This is a genomic window from Fusobacterium perfoetens (genome assembly GCF_021531475.1).
Lineage (GTDB): Bacteria > Fusobacteriota > Fusobacteriia > Fusobacteriales > Fusobacteriaceae > Fusobacterium_B.
The window spans coordinates 31,389-53,920 of record NZ_JADYTX010000002.1 but is presented as its reverse complement, the minus strand read 5'-3'; the positions used below and the strand labels follow the sequence as shown (position 1 = coordinate 53,920).

Annotated in this window: 22 protein-coding genes; 5 read left to right on the top strand and 17 right to left on the bottom strand. The window is 29.9% G+C overall.

Going from position 1 to position 22,532, the window contains the following annotated elements; translation table 11 throughout:
- Positions 1–29: 29 nt before the first annotated feature.
- The 6 genes from I6E15_RS00915 to I6E15_RS00890 all read right to left on the bottom strand — a co-directional run bounded on the left by I6E15_RS00915 (position 30) and on the right by I6E15_RS00890 (position 5,281).
- Positions 30–1,253 (bottom strand): uracil-xanthine permease family protein, encoded by a 1,224-nt coding sequence (locus tag I6E15_RS00915; RefSeq protein ID WP_235243485.1) that lies wholly within the window; start codon positions 1,251–1,253, stop codon positions 30–32.
- Between the two features lie 91 nt (positions 1,254–1,344).
- A complete protein-coding gene (locus I6E15_RS00910) occupies positions 1,345–1,977 on the bottom strand; it encodes a thiamine diphosphokinase (RefSeq protein ID WP_235243484.1) in 633 nt (210 codons plus the stop codon).
- A gap of 64 nt (positions 1,978–2,041) precedes the next feature.
- Positions 2,042–2,866 carry an endonuclease/exonuclease/phosphatase family protein gene (locus I6E15_RS00905; protein ID WP_235243483.1) on the bottom strand — a complete coding sequence of 275 codons (825 nt, stop codon included), beginning with the start codon at positions 2,864–2,866 and terminating at the stop codon, positions 2,042–2,044.
- A 17-nt stretch (positions 2,867–2,883) separates the two neighbouring features.
- Entirely contained in the window at positions 2,884–3,459 is a 576-nt protein-coding gene (gene gmhA, locus I6E15_RS00900) for a D-sedoheptulose 7-phosphate isomerase (RefSeq protein ID WP_235243482.1), read from the bottom strand.
- 10 nt (positions 3,460–3,469) lie between these two features.
- Positions 3,470–4,342 (bottom strand): LysR family transcriptional regulator, encoded by an 873-nt coding sequence (locus I6E15_RS00895; RefSeq protein ID WP_177160866.1) that lies wholly within the window; start codon positions 4,340–4,342, stop codon positions 3,470–3,472.
- A 306-nt stretch (positions 4,343–4,648) separates the two neighbouring features.
- On the bottom strand, positions 4,649–5,281 hold the full coding sequence (locus I6E15_RS00890; protein ID WP_235243481.1) for a hypothetical protein: 633 nt from the start codon (positions 5,279–5,281) through the stop codon (positions 4,649–4,651).
- A 167-nt stretch (positions 5,282–5,448) separates the two neighbouring features.
- Between I6E15_RS00890 and I6E15_RS00885 the strand changes: the two genes are divergently transcribed.
- The 4 genes from I6E15_RS00885 (at position 5,449) to I6E15_RS00870 (ending at position 8,687) form a co-directional block, all read left to right on the top strand.
- A complete protein-coding gene (locus tag I6E15_RS00885; RefSeq protein WP_235243479.1) occupies positions 5,449–6,219 on the top strand; it encodes a phosphatase in 771 nt (256 codons plus the stop codon).
- A gap of 79 nt (positions 6,220–6,298) precedes the next feature.
- Complete coding sequence (locus I6E15_RS00880; RefSeq protein ID WP_235243477.1) at positions 6,299–7,252, top strand: nitronate monooxygenase; 954 nt, start codon at positions 6,299–6,301, stop codon at positions 7,250–7,252.
- 101 nt (positions 7,253–7,353) lie between these two features.
- Positions 7,354–8,319, top strand: coding sequence for a KpsF/GutQ family sugar-phosphate isomerase (locus tag I6E15_RS00875; protein ID WP_177162398.1), 966 nt, complete (start codon positions 7,354–7,356; stop codon positions 8,317–8,319).
- 155 nt (positions 8,320–8,474) lie between these two features.
- Positions 8,475–8,687: a DUF1858 domain-containing protein gene (locus I6E15_RS00870; RefSeq protein WP_177162399.1), complete on the top strand. Its 213-nt coding sequence runs from the start codon at positions 8,475–8,477 to the stop codon at positions 8,685–8,687.
- A 55-nt stretch (positions 8,688–8,742) separates the two neighbouring features.
- On the opposite strand, the gene I6E15_RS00865 is transcribed toward I6E15_RS00870, so the two are convergent.
- The 3 genes from I6E15_RS00865 to I6E15_RS00855 form a co-directional block, all read right to left on the bottom strand.
- Positions 8,743–9,075 carry a DMT family protein gene (locus tag I6E15_RS00865; protein WP_235243475.1) on the bottom strand — a complete coding sequence of 111 codons (333 nt, stop codon included), beginning with the start codon at positions 9,073–9,075 and terminating at the stop codon, positions 8,743–8,745.
- 229 nt (positions 9,076–9,304) lie between these two features.
- Entirely contained in the window at positions 9,305–11,239 is a 1,935-nt protein-coding gene (recQ, locus tag I6E15_RS00860; RefSeq protein WP_235243473.1) for a DNA helicase RecQ, read from the bottom strand.
- 12 nt (positions 11,240–11,251) lie between these two features.
- Positions 11,252–11,848: a 3'-5' exonuclease gene (locus I6E15_RS00855; protein ID WP_235243472.1), complete on the bottom strand. Its 597-nt coding sequence runs from the start codon at positions 11,846–11,848 to the stop codon at positions 11,252–11,254.
- Between the two features lie 326 nt (positions 11,849–12,174).
- Here I6E15_RS00855 and I6E15_RS00850 point away from each other — a divergent pair, with 326 nt between their 5' ends.
- Positions 12,175–12,348 (top strand): 4Fe-4S binding protein, encoded by a 174-nt coding sequence (locus I6E15_RS00850; protein ID WP_177161108.1) that lies wholly within the window; start codon positions 12,175–12,177, stop codon positions 12,346–12,348.
- A gap of 127 nt (positions 12,349–12,475) precedes the next feature.
- On the opposite strand, the gene ileS is transcribed toward I6E15_RS00850, so the two are convergent.
- From ileS to prfA, 8 genes are all read right to left on the bottom strand, one after another.
- Positions 12,476–15,589, bottom strand: a complete 3,114-nt coding sequence (ileS, locus tag I6E15_RS00845; protein ID WP_235243470.1) for an isoleucine--tRNA ligase — start codon at positions 15,587–15,589, stop codon at positions 12,476–12,478.
- Positions 15,590–15,858: 269 nt separating this feature from the next.
- A complete protein-coding gene (xth, locus tag I6E15_RS00840; RefSeq protein WP_235243468.1) occupies positions 15,859–16,611 on the bottom strand; it encodes an exodeoxyribonuclease III in 753 nt (250 codons plus the stop codon).
- Between the two features lie 12 nt (positions 16,612–16,623).
- Positions 16,624–18,012: a Cof-type HAD-IIB family hydrolase gene (locus I6E15_RS00835; protein ID WP_235243466.1), complete on the bottom strand. Its 1,389-nt coding sequence runs from the start codon at positions 18,010–18,012 to the stop codon at positions 16,624–16,626.
- Positions 18,013–18,113: 101 nt separating this feature from the next.
- Positions 18,114–18,566 (bottom strand): hypothetical protein, encoded by a 453-nt coding sequence (locus I6E15_RS00830; RefSeq protein ID WP_235243464.1) that lies wholly within the window; start codon positions 18,564–18,566, stop codon positions 18,114–18,116.
- Between the two features lie 28 nt (positions 18,567–18,594).
- Positions 18,595–19,149 carry a 16S rRNA (guanine(966)-N(2))-methyltransferase RsmD gene (rsmD, locus tag I6E15_RS00825; protein ID WP_177161113.1) on the bottom strand — a complete coding sequence of 185 codons (555 nt, stop codon included), beginning with the start codon at positions 19,147–19,149 and terminating at the stop codon, positions 18,595–18,597.
- A gap of 18 nt (positions 19,150–19,167) precedes the next feature.
- Positions 19,168–20,199, bottom strand: coding sequence for a tRNA preQ1(34) S-adenosylmethionine ribosyltransferase-isomerase QueA (queA, locus tag I6E15_RS00820; RefSeq protein WP_235243462.1), 1,032 nt, complete (start codon positions 20,197–20,199; stop codon positions 19,168–19,170).
- Position 20,200: 1 nt separating this feature from the next.
- Positions 20,201–21,328 (bottom strand): peptide chain release factor N(5)-glutamine methyltransferase, encoded by a 1,128-nt coding sequence (gene prmC / locus I6E15_RS00815; RefSeq protein WP_235243461.1) that lies wholly within the window; start codon positions 21,326–21,328, stop codon positions 20,201–20,203.
- 4 nt (positions 21,329–21,332) lie between these two features.
- Positions 21,333–22,409, bottom strand: a complete 1,077-nt coding sequence (prfA, locus tag I6E15_RS00810) for a peptide chain release factor 1 (RefSeq protein ID WP_235243459.1) — start codon at positions 22,407–22,409, stop codon at positions 21,333–21,335.
- Between the last annotated feature and the right edge of the window lie 123 nt (positions 22,410–22,532).

The window sequence follows — 22,532 nt, the reverse complement described above, 5'->3', positions numbered from 1 at the left end:
TAATTTGAGAAAGTTAATCCTTTTATTTTTTATTCTGTCTCTGGGAAAATTTTATTTAAAATAATTCCTACAAAAGCCGCAATAGCTAATCCTGATAATGAAACTGTTTTCCAGATAACAACGTTATCAATCCCAATTCCAAATACTAAGATAAGAGAAGCTATTATTAAGTTTCTTGATAGTGAGAAATCAAGTTGTGATTCAATAAGAGTTCTCATTCCAACAGAAGCTATCATTCCAAATAGAATAACTGAAATTCCTCCCATAACTGGTGATGGAATAGTTTGTAATATTACTCCAAATTTTCCAATGAAAGAAAGTACGATTGCGTAACAAGCAGCAATTCTTAAAATGCTTGGATCGTAAACTTTTGTTACTGCAAGAACTCCTGTATTTTCTCCATAAGTTGTATTTGCAGGTCCACCTAAGAATCCAGCAGCGATTGTAGCAAGTCCATCTCCTAATAAAGTTCTACTGATTCCGGGATTTTTAAAGAAATCTTTTCCAACAACAGCTCCGTTTGTTGTAATATCTCCAATATGTTCAATGAAAACAACGAAAGCTATTGGAGCAATTCCTAAAATTCCTGTTAAAGAAAAATCAGGTAAAGTTGTAAGTGATGTCATTGCATCTTGAGAAAATCCTATCCAACTAGCCTCTCTTATAGGTGTGAAATCTACCATTCCTAAGAATATAGAAAGAACATAACCTATAATAACAGAAACTAATATTGGTATAAGTCTTAAGAAAGATTTTCCAACAGAAGAGATAACAACCATACTGATAACAACTGTTCCAGCAACTAATAAACTTTTTGGATCAAATCTTCCATTTGAAAATCCAGCCATTGAAATAGCAGTAGGACTAAGTCTTAATCCTATAACAACTATTATTGGTCCAACAACTATTGGTGGGAAGAAAGATTTAATCTTTTCAATTCCATATATTCTTACAAGAAAACTCATAAGTACATAGATAAGACCAGCAGCTATTACTCCACCTTTAACAGCAGCAATTCCCTCTTCTTGTAATACAAGGGCGATAGCTCCTATAAAAGCAAAAGAAGAACCTAAGAAAACTGGAACTATTTTTTTAGTACATAGATGGAAAATAAGAGTTCCAACACCAGCTGTTAAAAGTGCAACAGATGGATTTAACTTAGTAAGAAAAGGAACTAATACAGTAGCTCCAAACATAGCTAATACGTGTTGAAGTCCTAGTATTAACTTTCCCTTAGTAGAAATTTCGTTCATAAAAACCTCCAAGTTATATTAAATTTTTTGTAAAAAATTATTTTTCGGGTAATATTCTACCATAGTTATCAATAAAAATCAAATTAAAAAGTTAAAATTTTTGTAATACTCCCAGTAGTTTTCCTGAAGAAAATTTTACCTTTGCCAAGTCTTCTACAATTATATTACTGTTACATATACTTTCTCCAAGTTTTAGATTATATCCATTAAGAGGATACTTAAATCCCTCAAGATAAATATTATTTACTTCACTGCTCATTGGGATAAAAGATATAGTATGATTTTTTCTATTTTTTATCTCCATTCCATCTTCTACTCTAAAAATAATCTCCTTTTCATCAAGAAAAATAATATTATCATATTTAAAAACAATATTAAGATTTGTTAGGAAATGGTCTGTTCTTCCTCCAAGTCCTCCTAAAATATAAATCTTATCAAAACCTTTTTCAGAAAGATATTTTACTATAAGTTCTCCATCTGTAAAATCTTTATCTGCATTAAATTTTAAAATTTTTACATTTAATTCTTTAGCTTTTTCTATATAAGACTTGTCCAAAGAGTCCAAATCTCCCCAAATCTCTAAAGGTACAACTCCCATATCCAAAGCATATTTTGTACCACCGTCAGCACAGTAAATGTTTTTCTCATTTTCTAAAAGTTTTTTATAATAAGAATTTTCCCAGTCCATAACCCCATTAAAAAAAACAAAAGCTCTTTTTTCCATATAAACTCCATTCTAAAATATAAAAATAAAGAGGTTGTTGCTTTCACAACAATCTCTTTGTTACTTAATCATCATCTTTTGAAATATTCACTTCTATAAAAATAGGAAGATGATCTGATACTTCTTTTCTCGCTTTTTTATAATTTTTTCTTGTAAAATCTAAAGTTCCACTATTTCCTGTAAACTCACTTGTATATTTTGATATAAAAATATTATCGTATTGATTTGCAAGTCCTTTTGTTCCTATTGTAGTCTTAAGATTTGGAGAGATACAATAGATAATTTTATCCTCGTGAGAAAGAAGATTTTTAAAACCGTTATCTCTAACAGATAGATTAAAATCTCCACCTATTATAATATCATTCTCTTCTTTATCCATATCTTGAAAATAATCATAAACTTTTCTCAAAGAGTTAGCCTCAGCCACCCTAAAACTTTTTTTATCTCCATAGATAGAGTGTAAAAGAACAAAAGTAAAGTCCATATTACCTATTTTAAAATCAGCTCCATAAGGTTCTCTTATGAAATCATTTTGTCTATCTTTAAAATATCCACGAGATTTTAAAAATTTTACTCTGTCAGTTCTAAATACATAAGCATAATGTTCTTTATATTTTTTAGTTCCAACAGGGTAAGAAGTCATATGATAATCCCAATCTACACTAGTAACTTTTTCTAGTTCATCTACTACTTTTTGAACTCCAGCCTCAGAAAATACCTCTTCTAAACCTACAATGTCAAAACTGCTTAAGATTTTTCCAACCTCTTTATAATTTTTTTCATTGGCTCCCAATCTTAAAATATTAAAAGAGGAGATATATCCAATATTTTCATCAGAAAAAATAATAGTTTGTAACAGAATAAAAAATCCAAGTATCAGTTTTTTCATAAAATCAACTCCTAAAATTAGTAGTTTTCAGGGAACATTATTCTTTCAACACCTTCGATAATTATATGTAAAATCATCATATGAATCTCTTGGATTCTATCAGAAGTTTCCCCTGGAATAACAAATTCAAAGTCACAAAGTCCTTTTAACTTTCCTCCGTCTTTTCCAAGAAGTCCCACTGTTTTCATTCCTAGAGATTTTGCCATCTCAACTGCTTTTATTACGTTAGAAGAGTTTCCACTAGTAGATAAACCTATAAATAAATCTCCCTCTTTTCCAAAAGCCTCAACACCTTTTGAGAAAATATAATCAAATCCATAATCATTACCAACACAAGTAATATGAGAAGACTCTGATATAGCGATAGCTGGTAAAGCACGTCTTTCTTTTCTAAATTTTCCTGTAAACTCCTCTGCAAAATGAAGTGCGTCACTATTACTTCCACCATTTCCACAGATTAAAACTTTATTTCCATTAGAAAAAGCTTTAGCTAATTCACTTGCAACTTTTTCTGTCATTTTTTCTTTTTCTTCTTGTTCTATAAAACTTTTTAAAAGTTCTAGTTCAGTTTTATAAGACTCTATAAGATTCATTGCCCCTCCTCTATTTTAATAATTTGTAGCTAGATATAAAGTTTAAGAATTTAATAATAGGAACTAAAGTATTTTTATCCTTTGTCACTATAACTTGATATCCATCTTTTACATCTACAATCTCTTCAATAACTTTAAACTCACCATTTTTTATCTCTTTATCAATAGCATAATAAGGTAAAATTACATTGGCAAGTTTATTTTTTACCATTCCTTTTATTATTTGTAAACTTCCTTGAACTATAATTCTATTATCAAAATTAATTTGATATTTTTCTTCAAGGAAATTAATAGCCTTTAAGTTATTTGGAACATTATTTCTACTGATTAGAGGATAATCAGCAACATTTGTAATATTTATATTTTCATCACCAGTTATTAAATAGTATGGAACTTTTTCAACTGTGATAATATCAAGATTAGGGTCAACAATATGCTCTTCGTCAACTAAAGCGATATCTATTCCTCCCTCTTTAAGAGTTTTTAAAAGTGTTGGCTTATCAGAAATTTGAATTTCATACTCAATCTCTGGGTATTCTTCACTAAACTCTTTCATTAATTTTGGAAGTAATGGGTCACCTATAATTGAAGTAGAACCTATAATTATTTTTGCCTTTCCAAGTTTTATAATTCTATTTATCTCTTTTTCAGCTCTTTGGACTTTGTTAAAAATATCCTCAGCCATTCTATAAAGAGCCTCTCCTGTATAAGTAAGTCTTATTTTCTTAGAACTTCTATCGAATAATTTCGCATTTAATAGTTCTTCAAATTTTTTAATTTGAATAGAAACTGCAGACTGATTGATATACAGTTTAGTAGCTGCCTTTGTGAAACTTTTTTCCTTGGCAACTTCATAGAAAATTTTTAGATAATGTAAATCCATCTTTCCTCCTAATATATTGAAAATATATATTAAAAATTTTATTTTACAATACATTCTATCACATAAATTATATATTTCATATATATTTTTTAATTTTTTTAAATTTTTTTGATTTTTTAACCAACTTTTTCTAATTTTTTCCCAAAAAAATAAAAACAAATCTTACCCCTATCTTTTTTATTAGAAAGTTTTAATTAATAATATCTACTTTTAAGTATACTATTAAATAAATTAATTATTAAAAAAATATATATACATTTATACATTGAAACAAAAGAGCTGTCCAAAACGACAGCCCTAATTCTCTTATCTATTTAAGCAAAGCTCTTTAAATCTTGGTAGAGTTAAGCACCAATCACAGAAAGCTCCCCAATCTTCCTTAAGTTTGTGATGTCTTCTTTGATTGTAAATAGTTTTTAATTGAAGATAGTTTGTTGTAACTCTCATTGTTTGTTCAAGACCTAATGGAGCGTTAGAAATTATTTTCATAAAGATTTCATATTGAGTGTATTCTTTATCTCCAACTTTTTTTGTTTCCTCTCCAGCTTCAAAAGAGTTATAAATATCTACCCATTTTTGAAGATTTTCTATAACAACATCATCTACATATTTATTACAAGTTTCTTTTAAATTCATTTTAGTTATTCTGTGCATTTTAGAAGTTGAACTTACTATATCTGCAAAGTGGTATCTTTGGAATTGTGGAGTCCAATAGTTAGGGTATGTAATATCAAATTGTACTGTTATCCCTTTTAAAAAACAATCGTGTCCACTAGCTGGGATTGCATTTCCTAATTTTTCTATTCTTTTTATATCTTTTTCAGAAAGCTCACAAATATCATCGTCATAAGCTGGTATCATTCCACTAATCATTGGATAACCACTAGCTTTTGCACTTTCTTCTAATCCATATACTCTTACATTAAATATATTTAACATTAATTTTTTACCTCCATTTTTAATTTTACATTATATTATACCATTGTGATGATAAAAAAGTAAAATTATTTTCTTAATAAAATATATAAGTATCGAAAAAATATGATATAATATTCTTAGAAAATATTTTTTATAAAGGAGGGTGTAGTAATACACAAAAAATTTTTATGGATTATCAAATAGATTTGCACGTACATAGTAATACTAATCCTCACGCTTTTAGCACAATCGAAGAAAATGTTACTTATGCTGCTGAAAAAGGTATGAAAGTAATAGCTATTACAAACCACGGTCCTGCTCTTTTGGATACTCCTCACTGGTGGCAACTTTTAAATATAAGAGTTCTTCCAAACGTTATCAAAGGAGTAAGAGTTTTAAAAGGAGTTGAGGCAAATATAATTGGAGAAAATGGAGAATTTGATATAAATCAAGCTATCTATCAACATCTTGATATTATACTTTGTGGTTTCCACGGTTGTAGAGAATATCATAAATACCAACCAATAGAAAAAAATACAAAATCCGCTATCAATATTATAAAATCTCAAAAAATAGATATTTTAGTTCACCCAGGAAATAAAGAGTTTCCTATAGATTTTGAAGAAGTTATAAAAGTTGCAAAAGAATGTAACGTGGCTTTGGAAATAAATAATAGCTCTCTAGGAGGAACAAGAATTGGTTCTTATGAAAGATGTAGCGAGGTAGCAAGAATCGCTAAAAAATACGGTTGCTTTATAACTGTTAATACTGACTCTCACTATTGTCGTTTGGTAGGACATACAGACTTAGCTAGAAAAATTATTGAAGAAGTTGACTATCCTGAAGAACTTATTATAAACAGCTCAGAAGAAAGACTAAACAAATTCTTAGAACTTAGAAAATCTCTTAGACCAAAAGAAATTTTTGATACTTATATAGATGAAAAGTTTAGTTATTAGTTTTAGGAAAAATTTGAAGAAATTTAAAAAAAATGATATAATCACAGAGAAAATACTTTAGAGAACCATAGGAGGTTAAATGAAAAATAATAGAGTTTGTCAATTATTAGGAATAAAATATCCTATTTTTCAAGGGGCTATGGCTTGGATAGCTGATGGAAATTTAGCTGGACACGTTTCAAAAGTTGGAGGATTAGGAATAATCGCTGGTGGAGGTATGCCTGTTGATATTCTTCGTAAAGAGATAAAAAAAGCTAAAGAGATAACTGAAAATCCATTTGGAGTTAACCTAATGCTAATGATGCCAAACGTGGCTGAACAAATAGATGTTTGTATAGAAGAGGGAGTAAAAGTAGTAACTACTGGAGCTGGAAACCCTGGAGTATATATGGAAAAATTAAAAGGAGCTGGAATAAAAGTTATACCTGTTGTTTCTTCTGTGGCTCTTGCAAAAAGAATGGAAAAAATCGGTGCTGACGCTTTAGTTGCTGAAGGATTAGAAGCTGGAGGACATATTGGAGAAATCACAACAATGGCTCTTACTCCACAAATAGCCGAAGCTGTATCAATCCCTGTTATCTTAGCTGGAGGAGTTGGAGGAGGAAAACAATTCCTAGCTGCTTTCGCTCTTGGAGCTGAAGGAGTACAAGTTGGAACTAAATTTATAGTTGCTGACGAATGTACAGTTCACGACAACTACAAAGAAGCTATAATAAAAGCTAAAGACAGATCAACTGTTGCAACTGGAAATTACACTGGACACCCTGTTAGAGTAATTGAAAATAAATTAGCAAAAGAACTTCTTGAAATGGAAAAACATGGAGCAAGTGTAGAAGATTTAGAAGCTAAAGGAACTGGAAAATTAAGACTTGCTGCTATCGATGGAGATGTAAAAGAAGGAAGCGTAATGGCTGGACAAGTTGCATCTATGGTTACAAAAAGAGAATCTGCTCTAGAAATAATCGAAGGACTTATCAAAGATTTAGAAACTGAAAGAGAAAGACTTTTTAAATATTTTGAAAATATAAAATAATTATCAAAACTATCTTTATTAATTTTAATAAAGGTAGTTTTTTTTATTTGTATAAAGTGGTATAATGTGATTGTAAGAATATTTTTAAAGGAGATGTTTAGATGAATACAGTAGAAATTGCAAAAAAATTATTCGATTCAGAGATAGAAGAACTTATAAAGGTTAGAGATAAAATAAATGAAAGTATAGAAAATGTGGTTGAATTGATTCTTAATTCAAAGGGTAAAGTTGTAATAACAGGAATTGGAAAATCTGGACTTATTGGAAAAAAAATCGCCGCAACTCTTGCCTCAACAGGAACACACGCAATATTTATGAACTCTGCTGAAGGATTACACGGAGATTTAGGAATGATCTGTGAAGAAGATGTGGTTATTGCTATATCAAACAGTGGAAACAGTGAAGAAGTCTTATCACTTATTCCATCTATAAAAAGAATAGGTGCTACTCTTATAGCTATGACAGGAAATGAAAAATCTCCTCTTGGAAGAGAGGCAAAATATATTTTAAATATTGGAATTGAAAAAGAGGGTTGTCCTTTAAATCTTGCTCCAATGGCATCATCTACTTCTACTCTTGTAATGGGGGATGCTCTAGCTGCTATTTTAATAGCTAGAAGAAATTTTAAACCTGAAAATTTTGCTGTTTATCACCCCGGTGGAACTTTAGGAAGAAGACTTCTTATGAAAGTTAGAGATGTTATGCACTCTGGAGATAGTCTTCCTCTTGTAAAAGATATTTCATCGGTTGATGAGCTTATTCTTAATATGACTAAAAAAAGACTTGGAGCAGTTTGTGTTATGAATGAGCATAACAAAATGGTAGGAATAATAACAGAGGGAGATCTAAGAAGAGCTCTATCTAAAAAAGAAGAATTTTTCAAAATGAAAGCTCAAGATATAATGACAAAGAATTTCACTTATGCTGAAGAAAGTATAATGGCAATAGAAGCTCTTGATCTTATGGAAAATAGAGAAAACCAAATCTCTGTACTTCCTGTTATGAAAAATGGAGAACTTGTGGGAATTGTAAGAGTCCACGACCTTTTAAACGTTGTAGGAAGATAAATATATATTTTAGAAAAATTTGATTTTAAAAATATACTTATAAAAAAATAGTTTTGTAGACTAAAATATTTAATCTCTTATTTTATTGACAACGAAAGAAAAATCTAGTATAATAACAGTGAAAAAATTTATTTTAAACTAAGGAGTGATTATATATGGTAACAAGAGATAGTAACATACTTGAAGTTGCAAGACAATATCCAGTAGTAGGAATGGTATTTAGAAAATATGGTTTAGGATGTATCGGATGTATGGTAGCAGCTGGAGAAACTTTAGGAGAAGGTATCGAATCTCACGGATTAAACGCTGATATCGTAATAGATGAAATCAACAGACTTATAGCTGAAGAAGAAAACCAAGCTAAATAGTTTCTTATTTAAAGAACAAGGAGTTGTCAAACGACAACTCCTTATTTTTTTATATTTATTTTTTAAACATAAAGTATACTGCACCTATAAGACAGATAAAAGCATAGATATAATTTAATTTAAACTCTTGTTTAAGATATAAAACTGAAAATCCAGAAAATACAACTAAAGTGACAACTTCTTGTATTATTTTTAATTGAGCCACTGTGAAATATTGAGAACCTATTCTATTAGCTGGAATAGAGAAACAATATTCAAAGAATGCTATTGCCCAGCTAGAAACTATGGCAAACCATAAAGCACTTCCTGTATTTTTTAGATGTCCATACCAGGCAAATGACATAAAAATATTTGAAACAAATAAAAGACCGATAGGTAAAAATTTCATAAAATCCCCCTTAAAATTATAATTTAGCATATAATTTTATAATATTTTTTATAAATAATCAAGAAATTATTTTAATTTTTTAGTAACTTAATAGTAAAATAAAAATCCACTCTTCATATATAGAAAAGTGGATTTTTATATATTTCTTTTGGGGAGAGAAATTTATTATAACAATTTTTATTCATCGTTATACCATATAGACTACATTTCTTTAAAAAAAGTTTATTTTTTATAAAAATAAATTTTTAATAATTATATCTTTTAATTTTTGAGTGTTCATATTTAAGTTTAATTCTCTCTTTAAGTTCTCTATTTTACTTATCTCTAAATATTCTTCATCTATAATATTTTCTATTTTTAATTTTTCCAAATCTTCCTCAGAAAACTCATTTATAATATTTAAAAAATCCTCTCCATAATTTTTAAACTTTTGATTTCCCACACCTTTTATCTTTAACATTTCCCAACGATTTTTAGGTTTTTTCTCAGCCATTTCAAATAAAGTCATATCAGAAAAAATTATATATGGAGCTACATTTTCCTTTTCACTTATTTTCTTTCTAAGACCATTTAGTTTTTGGAAAAGATTATTTTCGTAGTAATCAAAAGTAACAACCTCATTTAATTTTCTTTGGATTTTTTTAATATCCTTTAAAACTTCATAGGAGTTTTTATTCAGTTGGACTGTTGGATAACTTCCTGCTGTTAGCTCTATATAATTTTCTAAAATCAAAAAGTTTATAAACTCCTCTAGCCACTCTTGATTTCTATCTTTCATTATACCAAATGTTGAAAGTTCTCTCAGACCTTTTCTCTCTATTTTAGTATCAGCTTTTCCAAGTAAAATATTAACAAGAGTAGAGATACCAATTTTTTCTTTGGCTCTGCCTATGCAGGAGATAACCATTTTTGTTTCTATTGTTAAATCTTCCACATCTTTTGCATTTCTACAATTTCCACAGTTACCACAATAATTTTTTATTCTCTTATCTCCAAAATATTTCAGAATAAACTCCCTATAGCAACTTGTAAGATTGGCGTATCTCACCATCTCATCTAATTTTTCCCGTTTTATTTTTCTTTGAACATCATCTAGCTCGTCGTTATTATCTATAAAAAAATCCTGTGTGGCAATATCTTTTTCATCAAAAAGCAAAATTGCCTCACTTGGTAATCCATCTCTTCCAGCACGACCAGCCTCTTGATAATAACTTTCCAAATCCTTTGGTATATTTTTATGGATTACATATCTAACGTTGGATTTATCAATCCCCATACCAAAAGCATTAGTAGCTATCATAATCTTAATATCATCTTTTAAAAATTTCTCCTGTGCCTCAGTTCTCTCTTCCTTTGTAAGACCTGCGTGATATTTTCCAACACTATAATTTTTTATATCTTTTAAATAACTATAAAGCCCGTCTACCTCTTTTCTAGTACTTGCATAAACTATCCCAGACATATTTTTATGTTTTCTTATATATTTACTGATATAAACTTCTGAATTTTTTATAACAGACTCGCTTATTTTTTCCACTTTAAAAAATAGATTTTCTCTATCAAAACCATCAACATATTTGTAAGTATTTGTCATCTCCAAAAGATTTTCTATATCTTTCATCACTCTTGGAGTGGCTGTAGCAGTTAAGGCAAGGATTGGAAGTTTTTTCCCTATCCCTTTTACAAATTTAGGGATTTCTAAATAGCTCTTTCTAAAATCGTGTCCCCACTGTGAGATACAGTGCGCCTCATCAACAGCAATAAAAGAAAGATTTAAAGTTTTCATAAAGTTTATAAATTTTTCATTTACAATTCTTTCAGGGGACAAATACAAAAGTTTTACTTTTCCACTTCTTAACTCTCCTACAACTTTCTTATACTCTTCCCTTGTGAGAGTTGAATTTACATATACACCATTTATCCCAAGAATTTTCAAACTATCCACTTGGTCTTTCATCAAAGAGATAAGCGGAGATATAACCACAGCAATCCCCTCTGACATAAGAGCTGGGATTTGATAACAGATAGATTTTCCCCCACCTGTTGACATCACTCCCAAAGTATCTCTTTTAGAAAGAATACTTTTTATTATATAGTTCTGTCCCTTTCTAAAAGAGTCATAACCATATATTTTTTTTAAAATTTTTAAAGCTTCTATATTCATAAATTTACCTTTTTATTTTCTTAAAAATTCCATTGCGTTTTTATTTTTATTCTTGCACATCAGTCTAAAAATCTTTGCTGTTACTTTGACATCATCAAGACTTGAGTGAAAACTATATTGTCCTACATCAATTTGGTAATAATCTGCTGTTTCAGATAGTTTTGGATTTTTATATCCATAATTTGAGGGTAGTTTCAAAACATATTTGTTAGTGTACATAGTATCAAAAGTATTTTCAATATTCATATGCCCCTCAATATATTTTAAATCAAATTTTATATTATGCCCTATAAAATGTCTCGCACCATCACAAAATCTTTCAAAACTTTTTATATCTTCGTAAAAATATTTTGGATATTGACAATTTTCCCCTCTTCTTTTTGTTATCTCATCTCGATTAAGCCCATTTACACTGATAGCTCCCTCGTTTTCTTCCTCTCCCTCACGGATATAATAATACCTATCATACTCTTCAAAATCTTTTAAAAATCTCTCATTTTCCAAATCATAAAAAACTTTTACAGCAGAAATGGAAAGGACAGAATCATCTATTGTTAAGCCATTTGTTTCTGTATCAAAAATTATTAAAGAAACTATATTTTTTCCCATAATTCACCTTACTTTTTTAATTTTAATAATTCTATTATATAACAAAGGTAAAAATATATCAATTATTTATTAGATAGCTCTTTACTGTATTATTTTCGTATTTTTCTATAAAATAAAATATTTTTTCTGTAGATAATTTTTTTAATATTAATTTTTAACCTCTGAAAATAAACTCTTAAAAATATTTTGCCCCTCAAAACTTTCTTGTTTCATATTAACACATTTTTTCAAAAAAACTCTTGACAAAAAATAAAAGTTAATGTATACTAAACATATCACTAGTAAAAAAATAAAATTTTTTAAAAGAAAAAATAGGAGGAATGAAAATGCACGTAATAGATCAAGATACTTGTGTTGGATGCGGAGCTTGTGAAGGAACTTGCCCAGTTGGAGCAATATCAGCTAACGATAACGGAAAATTCACTATAGGAGACGCTTGCGTTGACTGTGGAGCTTGTGCTGGTGGATGTCCAGTTGGAGCAATATCAGCAGGAGAATAATTCTCGGATATAGCTTAATCACCAAAAGGTTCAGTTTAAATACTGAGCCTTTTTTCTTTTTTTGTTTTATTATAAAAAATTAAAAAATAGGTTGCCTTTTATAGCAACCTATCAAAAAATCATTTTATTATTTTACTTTAATTCCAAATTTAACTTTTTCTCCGTTGATATTTACATCTTGAACGAATCCATCAACAGTATCAAATACAACTTCGTCTGTTAAAGTATCATATTTAATTGCTTCTGCGTTTCTTGAAACGATTTCTTTTATCTTATCATTTTCAGCTACAAATAGTTGAATATGGTCTGTGATATTGAAATCTGCCTCTTTACGCATTGCTTGGATTTTACTTACAACTTCTCTTACAAATCCTTCTTCTAGTAATTCAGGAGTCAAGTTTGTATCAAGAACTACAGTTATTCCTCTATCAGTTAAAGGTACATATCCTTCGCTTTGAACTGTTTCGATTAATAGATCAGCTTCAGCAAGTTTAGCTTCTTCTCCGTCAGATAATACTAAAGTTACAAATCCAAGTGTATCTAAATCTTTTTTAGCTTGTTTTCCATCAATGTCAGCAAGTAGAGTTCTAATTTCATTTACTTTTTTACCAAATCTTTGACCTAAAGTTTTTAATTGTGGTTTAAATTTGTAAGAAGTAAATTGAGCTGAATCTTCAGTGAATTCAATATTTTTGATATTTAATTCTTCTTTAACTATATTTTGATAAAGTTCATTTAATTTATTTTCAGCTTGAACATAGATGTTAGCAAGTGGCTGTCTATTTTTAATATTAGCAGCATTTCTACAAGCTCTTCCTAAAGTTACGATTTGTAGAACTTCTTCCATATTATCTTCTAATTCTTTATCAATTACAGTTTCATCAACTACTGGATAGTCACATAAATGGATACTTTCTGGAGCATCTGGATTTACTTGTCTAACTATATTTTGGTAAATTTCTTCTGTCATAAATGGAATCATTGGAGCAGCAAGTTTTGCCATAGTTAGTAAAGTTGTGTATAAAGTCATGTAAGCTGTGATTTTATCTTCTGTCATTTCTTGTACCCAGAAACGTTCTCTACTTCTTCTTACGTACCAGTTACTTAACTCATCAACGAAATCTTGCATACATCTTGCAGCTTCAAGAAGTTTGTAATCAGCTAAGTTTTCATCTACTTCTTTTACGACAGTGTTTAATTTAGATAATAACCATTTATCCATTACTGTAAGTTTTGATTTATCTAAAGTATATTTTGTAGGATCAAATTTATCTATCTCAGCGTATAATACATAGAAAGCATAAGTGTTCCATAAAGTTGACATAAATTTACGTTGTCCTTCAAGAACTGCTTTTCCGTGGAATCTATTTGGTAACCAAGGAGCTGAGTTAATATAGAAATACCAACGAATTGCGTCTGCTCCATAAGTAGCTAGTGCTTCAAATGGGTCAACAGCATTTCCTTTAGATTTAGACATTTTTTGTCCATTTTCATCTTGAACGTGTCCAAGAACTATTACGTTTTTATATGGTGCTTCATTGAAAATCAATGTTGAAACAGCTAATAATGAATAGAACCAACCTCTTGTTTGGTCTACAGCTTCTGAAATGAAATCAGCTGGGAATTGTTGTTTAAACAAATCTTGATTTTCAAATGGATAGTGATGTTGAGCAAATGGCATTGAACCAGAGTCAAACCAACAGTCGATAACTTCTTTTACTCTTCTCATTTGTTTTCCACAGTGAGGACAAGTAATAGTTACTTCGTCTATATATGGACGATGAAGTTCGATATTTTCAGGGCAGTTTGGTGACATCTCTTTTAATTCTTGGATACTTCCGATTGCGTGTCTGTGACCACATTCACATTCCCAAACGTTAAGTGGAGTTCCCCAATATCTGTCACGGCTGATTCCCCAATCTTGTACATTTTCTAGCCAATCTCCAAAACGTCCTTTACCGATACTTTTTGGAATCCAGTTAATTTTATTATTATTTTTGATTAAGTCTTCTTTAACAGCTGTCATTTTGATAAACCAAGATTCTCTTGCATAATAGATAAGTGGTGTATCACATCTCCAGCAGTGTGGATAACTATGCTCATATTTTGGAGCGTCAAATAATAGTCCTCTTTCTTCTAAGTCAACTAAGATTGGATTATCAGCTTTTTTACAGAAAGTTCCAGCCCAAGGAGTTTCTTTTGTCATTTCCCCTTTAGCGTCTACAAGTTGTACAAATGGTAAATCGTAGTTTCTTCCAACGTTGGCGTCATCTTCCCCGAAAGCTGGAGCAATATGAACTACTCCTGTACCATCAGTTAATGTTACATAAGTGTCACAAGTTACAAACCAACATTTTTTATTTGGATTTACAAAATCAAATAATGGTTCATATTCTTTGTATTCTAAATCTTTTCCAGTATATCTTTCTAAAATTTCAAAATTTTCTTTTAATACAGCTTCAACTAAAGCTTCAGCCATATAATAAGTGTATTCTCCGTGTTTAACTTTTACATAAGCTTCGTTAGGGTTAACACAAAGAGCTACGTTTGAAGGTAATGTCCAAGGAGTAGTTGTCCAAGCTAGAATATATGCGTCTTCATTTTTTACTTTAAATCTAACTATTGCTGATCTTTCTTTAACATCTTTATATCCTTGAGCTACTTCGTGACTTGATAATGGAGTTCCACATCTTGGACAATAAGGAACGATTTTAAATCCTTTGTATAAAAGTCCTTTATCCCAGATTTGTTTTAAAGCCCACCATTCAGACTCTATAAAGTTATTATCATAAGTTACATAAGGATTTTCCATATCAGCCCAGAATCCAACTGTCTTAGAAAAATCTTCCCACATTCCTTTATATTTCCAAACGCTTTGTTTACACTCTTTTATAAATGGCTCTAAACCATAAGTTTCGATTTGTTCTTTTCCGTTGATTCCTAAAAGTTTTTCAACTTCTAGTTCTACTGGTAAACCGTGAGTATCCCAACCAGCTTTTCTAGGAACGTCATATCCTTTCATTGTTCTATATCTAGGGATCATATCTTTTATAACCCTTGTTAAAACGTGACCGATATGAGGTTTTCCATTTGCTGTTGGTGGTCCGTCATAGAAAGTGTATGTCTTATCTCCTTTTCTTAACTCCAAGCTTTTTTCAAAAATCTTGTTTTCTTCCCAAAACTTTTCAATTTCTTTTTCTCTTTCTACGAAATTCAAATTAGTAGATACTTTTTTGTACATAAATCCCCTCCTGCTAAACTTTATCAATCTTTGAATAAAAAAAGGCAACCCTTGCAGGTTGCCTTTATTAATTAAATTTTTATATTAATAACAATTTTTACAACACCACAATACTATCTATAATATTCTTTTTTAGGCATATTATTGATATTATTATAATGCTGATAATTGTCATCATTTTTCCCTCTCTTTGTTTTTTGTTAGGTACACTATATCACAATTTTAGAAAAAATGCAAAGTTTTTTAATAATTTTTTTAATATTTTTTAATTATTTTAAAACAAGCTCCACTGGACAATGATCTGAACCATAGATTTCAGTATGGATTTTAGCACTTTCTAGTCTATCTTTTAAAGAACTAGATACCATAAAATAGTCTATTCTCCACCCTGCATTTTTCTCTCTAGCTTTGAATCTATAAGACCACCACGAATAGATCCCCTCCATCTCTGGATAGAAATAACGGAAAGTATCTATAAATCCATCATTTACAAGCTCAGTAAATTTAGCTCTCTCTTCATCTGTAAATCCTGCATTTTTTCTATTTGTCTTAGGATTTTTTAAGTCTATCTCTTTGTGAGCCACGTTTAAATCTCCACAGAATATAACTGGTTTTTTCTCTTCTAATTTTTTTAGATATTTTTTAAAATCATCTTCCCAAGTCATTCTGTATGAAAGTCTAGCTAACTCTGTTTGAGAGTTTGGAGTATAAACTGTTATAAAATAAAAATCATCAAACTCTAAAGTTATTACTCTTCCCTCTTTGTCGTGTTCCTCTATTCCAAGACCATAAGCCACACTGATTGGCTCTTTTTTTGTAAAAATCGCTGTTCCTGAATAACCTTTTTTCTCAGCATAGTTCCAATATTGATGATAACCTTCTAAGTCCATCTCTATTTGACCAGCTTGAAGTTTTGTTTCTTGAAGACAAAATATATCTGCGTCTACTTCCTTGAAAAAATCCATAAACCCTTTTGTCATACAAGCTCTTATACCATTAACGTTCCACGAAATAAATTTCATAATACTCCTTTACTAATCAAGTTTTAAAAATAAATTTAAAAATTTAGCCACTCCGCTCTCATTATTAGTTTTTCCAACATATCTAACTTTTTCTTTGACTATATCCAAACTATTTCCCATAGCTACAGAATAGATAACCTCTTCTAACATTGAAAGGTCATTTTCATTATCTCCAAAAGCTATGATTTCATCTAAGGCTATTCCCATATCCTCAGCCACTATTCTAAGTCCTTTTCCTTTGTTTGTTTCTTTTGATACAATATCCATTATTCTATCTCCAGAATCAAATATATTTACCTTGTCTGAATATTTTTCGTTTACATAATCTCTTAAAACTTTAAATTTTTCTTTATCATTGTAGAATACAAGTTTTTGATATTTATCTTTTAATATATTTTTCTTTTCTTTGTCACATATAAAATTTAATCCTGAGTTTGGATTATTTATAATATTTTTATATTCTAAATCAAGTTGTGAATAATAGATATTTTTTTCTCCAGTGGCACTATACTCAAGATTTATCTCACTGGCTTTTGAAAGGATATCATAAGATACGTCTTCATCAATAGATGCCTCATATATAATCTCATCATTTTTATAAACTCTTGCACCATTTAGACTGATTATATATTTTATTCCAGAAATATCTTTTACAAGTTCTTTTATGCTTACAGAATCTCTACCTGATGCCACTACAAATTCTAAACCTTTGTCTATTACTTTTGCAACTACCTCTCTATTTTCATCACTTATGCTTTTATCTGTTGCTAAAAAAGTTCCGTCCATATCTGTAACCACAGCTTTTATAGGAAAATCATCTTCTACAACACCTAAGTCAATATATTTTTGTAAGTAGTCTTTGATATATCCATTATAAACTTCTGGCATATATTCTATTATAGGTCTCATTCTTTTTAGAATTCTTCTTTTTTTAGGACTGAATTTTCTCCAAGTGTGAGCATCACTTGTAACGTTTTGGATAAATCCTTGAAATCTATCACAAGCATTAGCAAATTTTGACTCATCTGTTTCCATATCCTCAAACTCATTCCAAAGAGCAATATATTCTTCTCTTTGGTCATCTGGTAAAATTCCAAAAGTTTCTTTTGCACTAGCCACTTCTTTTTGATATTTTTCTTCTGCTGAGTAGTCGCTATAAGCTGGAGTATCTCCTGCTAAAATCTCTACAACGTCGTGGATAAGTACCATTTTTATTACTCTTTCCATATCCACATCTTTTTTGTAATACTCTCTTAGGATAAAAGCTGACGTTGCCATATGCCAAGAGTGTTCTGTGTCATTCTCACGTCTTGTTCCGTCTAATACAAGACTTTGACGAAGTATCCCCTTAAGTTTATCAATTTCTATCAAAAAATCTATTTGTTTTTTTAATCTATCCATATTTCCTCCTTAAAACTTACATATAGATTATATCACAAATCCCCGAAAAATAAAAAGAGGCTGTTGCATTTTTTATTAAATTTGCAACAACTCCTTATTTTTTAGGCTATAACGCCCATTATATCTGTTTTTTTCATTTTTTTCTTAAAAGGATTTTCTCTTTTATATTCTTCATTTAAAAAATCTAACACCTTTTTTGTAATATCATTTGTTCTTCCATAAAGGAATATCCCTTTATTATATAAATTTTCAGTTTCACAAACAACATACATAGCCCATTCAATCTCTAGATTAATCTCTTGGCTTAGCTCTTCTCTAGTTTTTTTGAAGTTTTGGTACTCCTTTGTTTTTTCCAATTTATCCATATTTTCATCAAAGGTTACCGAATATTGTTTTTCAATCGCCTCTTTCATAAGACGTAATTTTTCATTATACTCTTTTGTCTTTTCATAGTTTTCCATAAGATAGTTTTCATCTACTACAGTGACTTTTTCTTTGGCAAAAGAAGAAATACCGATAATTAAAATTATCAATGCTATTACCCATTTTTTCATATTTTTCTTCCTCCCTTCACTAAAAAAACTACTCTTCATTAACATAGAATGATATTGCCTTTTTACTGTATAATCTTCTATCTGTAAACTTAAATCCCTCTTCATCAGCTATTAAGTCTTCAAATATATGGTGTTCACAGATTATTAAACCATTTTTTTCTAAAATATCTGCTTTTCTTATGGCTTTTAAAACTTTTCTACAAAGTTCCTCTTTATATGGTGGATCCATAAATATTATATCAAATTTTTCTTTTTTCTTCCCAAGTATTTCAACAGCTCTTATAACATCATTTTTATAAGCTCTACACTTATTTTCAAAACCTAAATCATTTATATTTTCGATTATTACCTTAAGAGCCTCAGGGTCTTTTTCTATCATTACAGCTTTTTCTGCCCCTCTACTTAGAGCCTCTAAAGCGATATTTCCTGTTCCACTAAAAAGATCTAAGAAACGACACCCTTCTATATAATTTTGAATTATAGAAAAAAGTGATTCTTTTACATTAGCAAGAGTTGGTCTTGTGTCCATACCCTTTCTACTTTTTAATTTTCTCCCTTTAGCAGTTCCTGCTATTATTTTCATATTTTACCTCTCAATTTATTAATAAATAAACATTGCATCTCCGAAACTGAAGAAATGATATTCTTTTTCCACAGCCTCTCTATAAACTTTTAGCATAAACTCTCTTGAACTAAATGCTGATACAAGCATAAGTAAAGTTGATTTTGGAAGATGGAAATTTGTAATTAGTGCATCTATCATTTTAAATTTATATCCTGGATAGATAAAAATATTTGTATCTGCTACTTCTTCTATAAGATTTCCATTTTTGTCAACAGCTGATTCTAAAGCTCTAACTGTTGTAGTACCAACAGCAACTATTCTTCTTCCCTCTTTCTTAGCTTTGTTTATAATCTCACAAGCCTCTTTTGGTATCTCAAATTTTTCTGTATGCATTTTATGTTGTAATACATCTTCCACTTGCACAGGTCTAAAAGTTCCAAGTCCAACCTCTAAATATATATCAACTATTATTATACCTTTTGCTTTTATTCTTTCTAAAAGTTCTTCTGTAAAGTGAAGTCCAGCTGTTGGAGCTGCAACTGATTCTCCTCTTTTTGCATAAACAGTTTGGTATCTAGTTTGATCTTCTAACTCCTCAACTATATATGGTGGAAGTGGCATTTCTCCAAGTTTATCTAAAACTTCCTCAAAAACTCCCTCAAAATAAAATTTTATAATTCTATTTCCGTCATCTTTTATCTCAAGAAGTTCTCCTACAAGTTCGTTATTTTCTCCAATATAAACTTTTTGTCCAAGTTTTAATTTTTTAGCGTGTCCTACTAGACATTCCCAAGTATCTATACTTTGTCTTTTTAATAAAAATATCTCTAAAACTGCTCCTGTTTCTTTTCTTCCGATAAGTCTTGCAGGAATAACTTTAGTAGAGTTTCTTACTAAGACATCTCCCTCTTTTAGATAATCTATTATATCATAAAAATGTTTATCCTCTGTAGTTTGATTTTTTTTATCAACTACCATAAGTCTTGAATGATCTCTTGGCTCTCTTGGGTGTTGACCAATCAATCTTTCTGGTAAATCATATTCGTAATCTTTTAATAAAGTAGACATTTTACTCCTTTCTACCGATAACTACCCTTTGATTATTTCCATAATCTTTTATAATTCCCATTACTTCATAACCGATTTTTTTCATTATGTTACTAACTTCTTCACCTTGATTATATCCAACTTCAAAGGCAAGGTATCCACCTTTTTTTAGAAAATCATAAGCCTCTTCTGATATTTTTCTATAAAAATAATATCCATCACCTTTATCTGTCAAAGCTCCCATAGGCTCATAATTTTTTACCTCTGGCATAAGCTCCTCGTACTCAGTAAGTGGAATATATGGTGGGTTTGAAACTATAAGATCAAAATCTTTTTCCAATATATTTTCAAATACATCTGACACCACAAATGTTACGTTGCTCGCGCCATTTAGTTCTCTATTTTGAGTGGCTACTTCTAAAGCTTTCTTACTTATATCAGCACCAAAAACTTTTGATTTTGGGAAAAGTTTTGCAAGAGAAATAGATATAGCTCCACTTCCTGTACCGATATCTAAAATCTTAGGCTCGTCATTTCCTAGCCCCTCTAATAAAAATTTACACTCTTCTACCAAAATCTCTGTATCTGGTCTAGGAATAAGAACTCTCTCGTCGACTATAAATGGTAAACCGTAGAACTCCCACTCTTTAAGAATATATTGAAGTGGTTCTCTTTTTTTCCCTCTTCTTACTATATATTCTCTTATTTGTGATTTTTGTTCCTCAGAAATTTTATCATGAAAATTTAACATCAAAGCATTTCTTTTAATTCCAAGAACATTGGCAAAAATATATTCTGCATCAAGCTTTGCGTTATCTACCCCATATTTTTTTAAATATTGAATTGATTTTGTAAGAATTTCTATATTTTCGCTTTTAAAATCCTCTTGAGGTTTTTCTATCTCTTTTGTATCTTCTTTTTCTTTTAAGATTTCCTCAAAACCTTTTCTCTTTCTAGCCATCTCTTTAAGAAAAGTTTTTATCTCTTTTTTTTCGCTCTCTGTAAGTTCCATCTCAAAGTTTGAATAAAGATTTATCCTATCCATATGAAGTACATAAGCTATTAGCTTTTCACTTTCTACCCTAGATTTGGAAAAGGAGTATTTTTCCAAATACTCCTTTGAAAAGTTTATTATTTCTAATAATCTCATTGACCTACCCCGCAATATTTTTTAATTTTTCAGCTTGGTCAAATGTTGTTAAGGCATCTATCATCTCTTCTAAATCTCCGTCTAAGAATGCCTCTAATTGATAAACAGTATATTTTATTCTGTGGTCTGTAATTCTTCCTTGAGGGAAGTTGTATGTTCTTATTTTTTCAGATCTAGCTCCACTTCCTACTTGAAGTTTTCTTTCGCTTTCAACTTGAGATCTTTGTTTTTCACATTCCATCTCATATAATTTTGAAAGTAAGTGTTTCATAGCTTTTTCTCTATTTTTTAATTGAGATCTTTCATCTTGACATTGAACTACGATTCCTGTAGGTAAGTGAGTAATTCTAACAGCAGAGTCAGTCATATTAACGTGTTGTCCCCCTGCTCCTCCAGATCTATACGTATCAATTTTTAATTCAGATGGGTTGATTGATTGAATTTGTTCTACTTCATCAACTTCTGGTAAAACTGCAACAGTTGCTGTTGATGTATGAACTCTTCCTGCAGCCTCTGTTTCAGGAACTCTTTGTACTCTGTGAACTCCAGATTCATATTTTAATTTTGAGTAAGCTCCTTGTCCACTGATTGAGAATACAACCTCTTTTACTCCTCCAACACCGATTTCTTGGAATTCGATAACGTCTATTTTCCATCTTTTTCTTTCAGCGTATCTTGTGTACATTCTATATAAGTCCCCAGCAAATAGAGCAGCCTCGTCTCCTCCAGCTCCTCCTCTTATTTCTATGATAACGTTTCTATTATCGTTAGGGTCTTTTGGAAGAAGTAATATTCTTAATTCATTTTCAAGGTCAGGTAATTTTTCTTCAATTTCTGCCATCTCTTCTTGCATCATAGCTTTCATTTCGTGATCTTTTTCAGACTTGATATTTTCTTTTATAAAATCTAAATCTTCTTTATATGATTTGTACTCATTATATTTTTCAACTATTGGAGTTATTTCGTTTAATGCTTTGTTATATTCAATCATTTTTTTTGTATCACTAGCAACTTCAATAGTACCTAATAATGCAGTTAATTCTTCGTGTCTTTTTACAACTTCGTCTAATTTTCCAAACATTTTATTCTCCTTATCTCATTATATATTTAACTTATAGATTATATCATAAATATTTATTAAATGCCATATATTTTTTTTATCTTTTTATGAGAATTTTTTATTTCTTTAATTTTAATAGAAAAT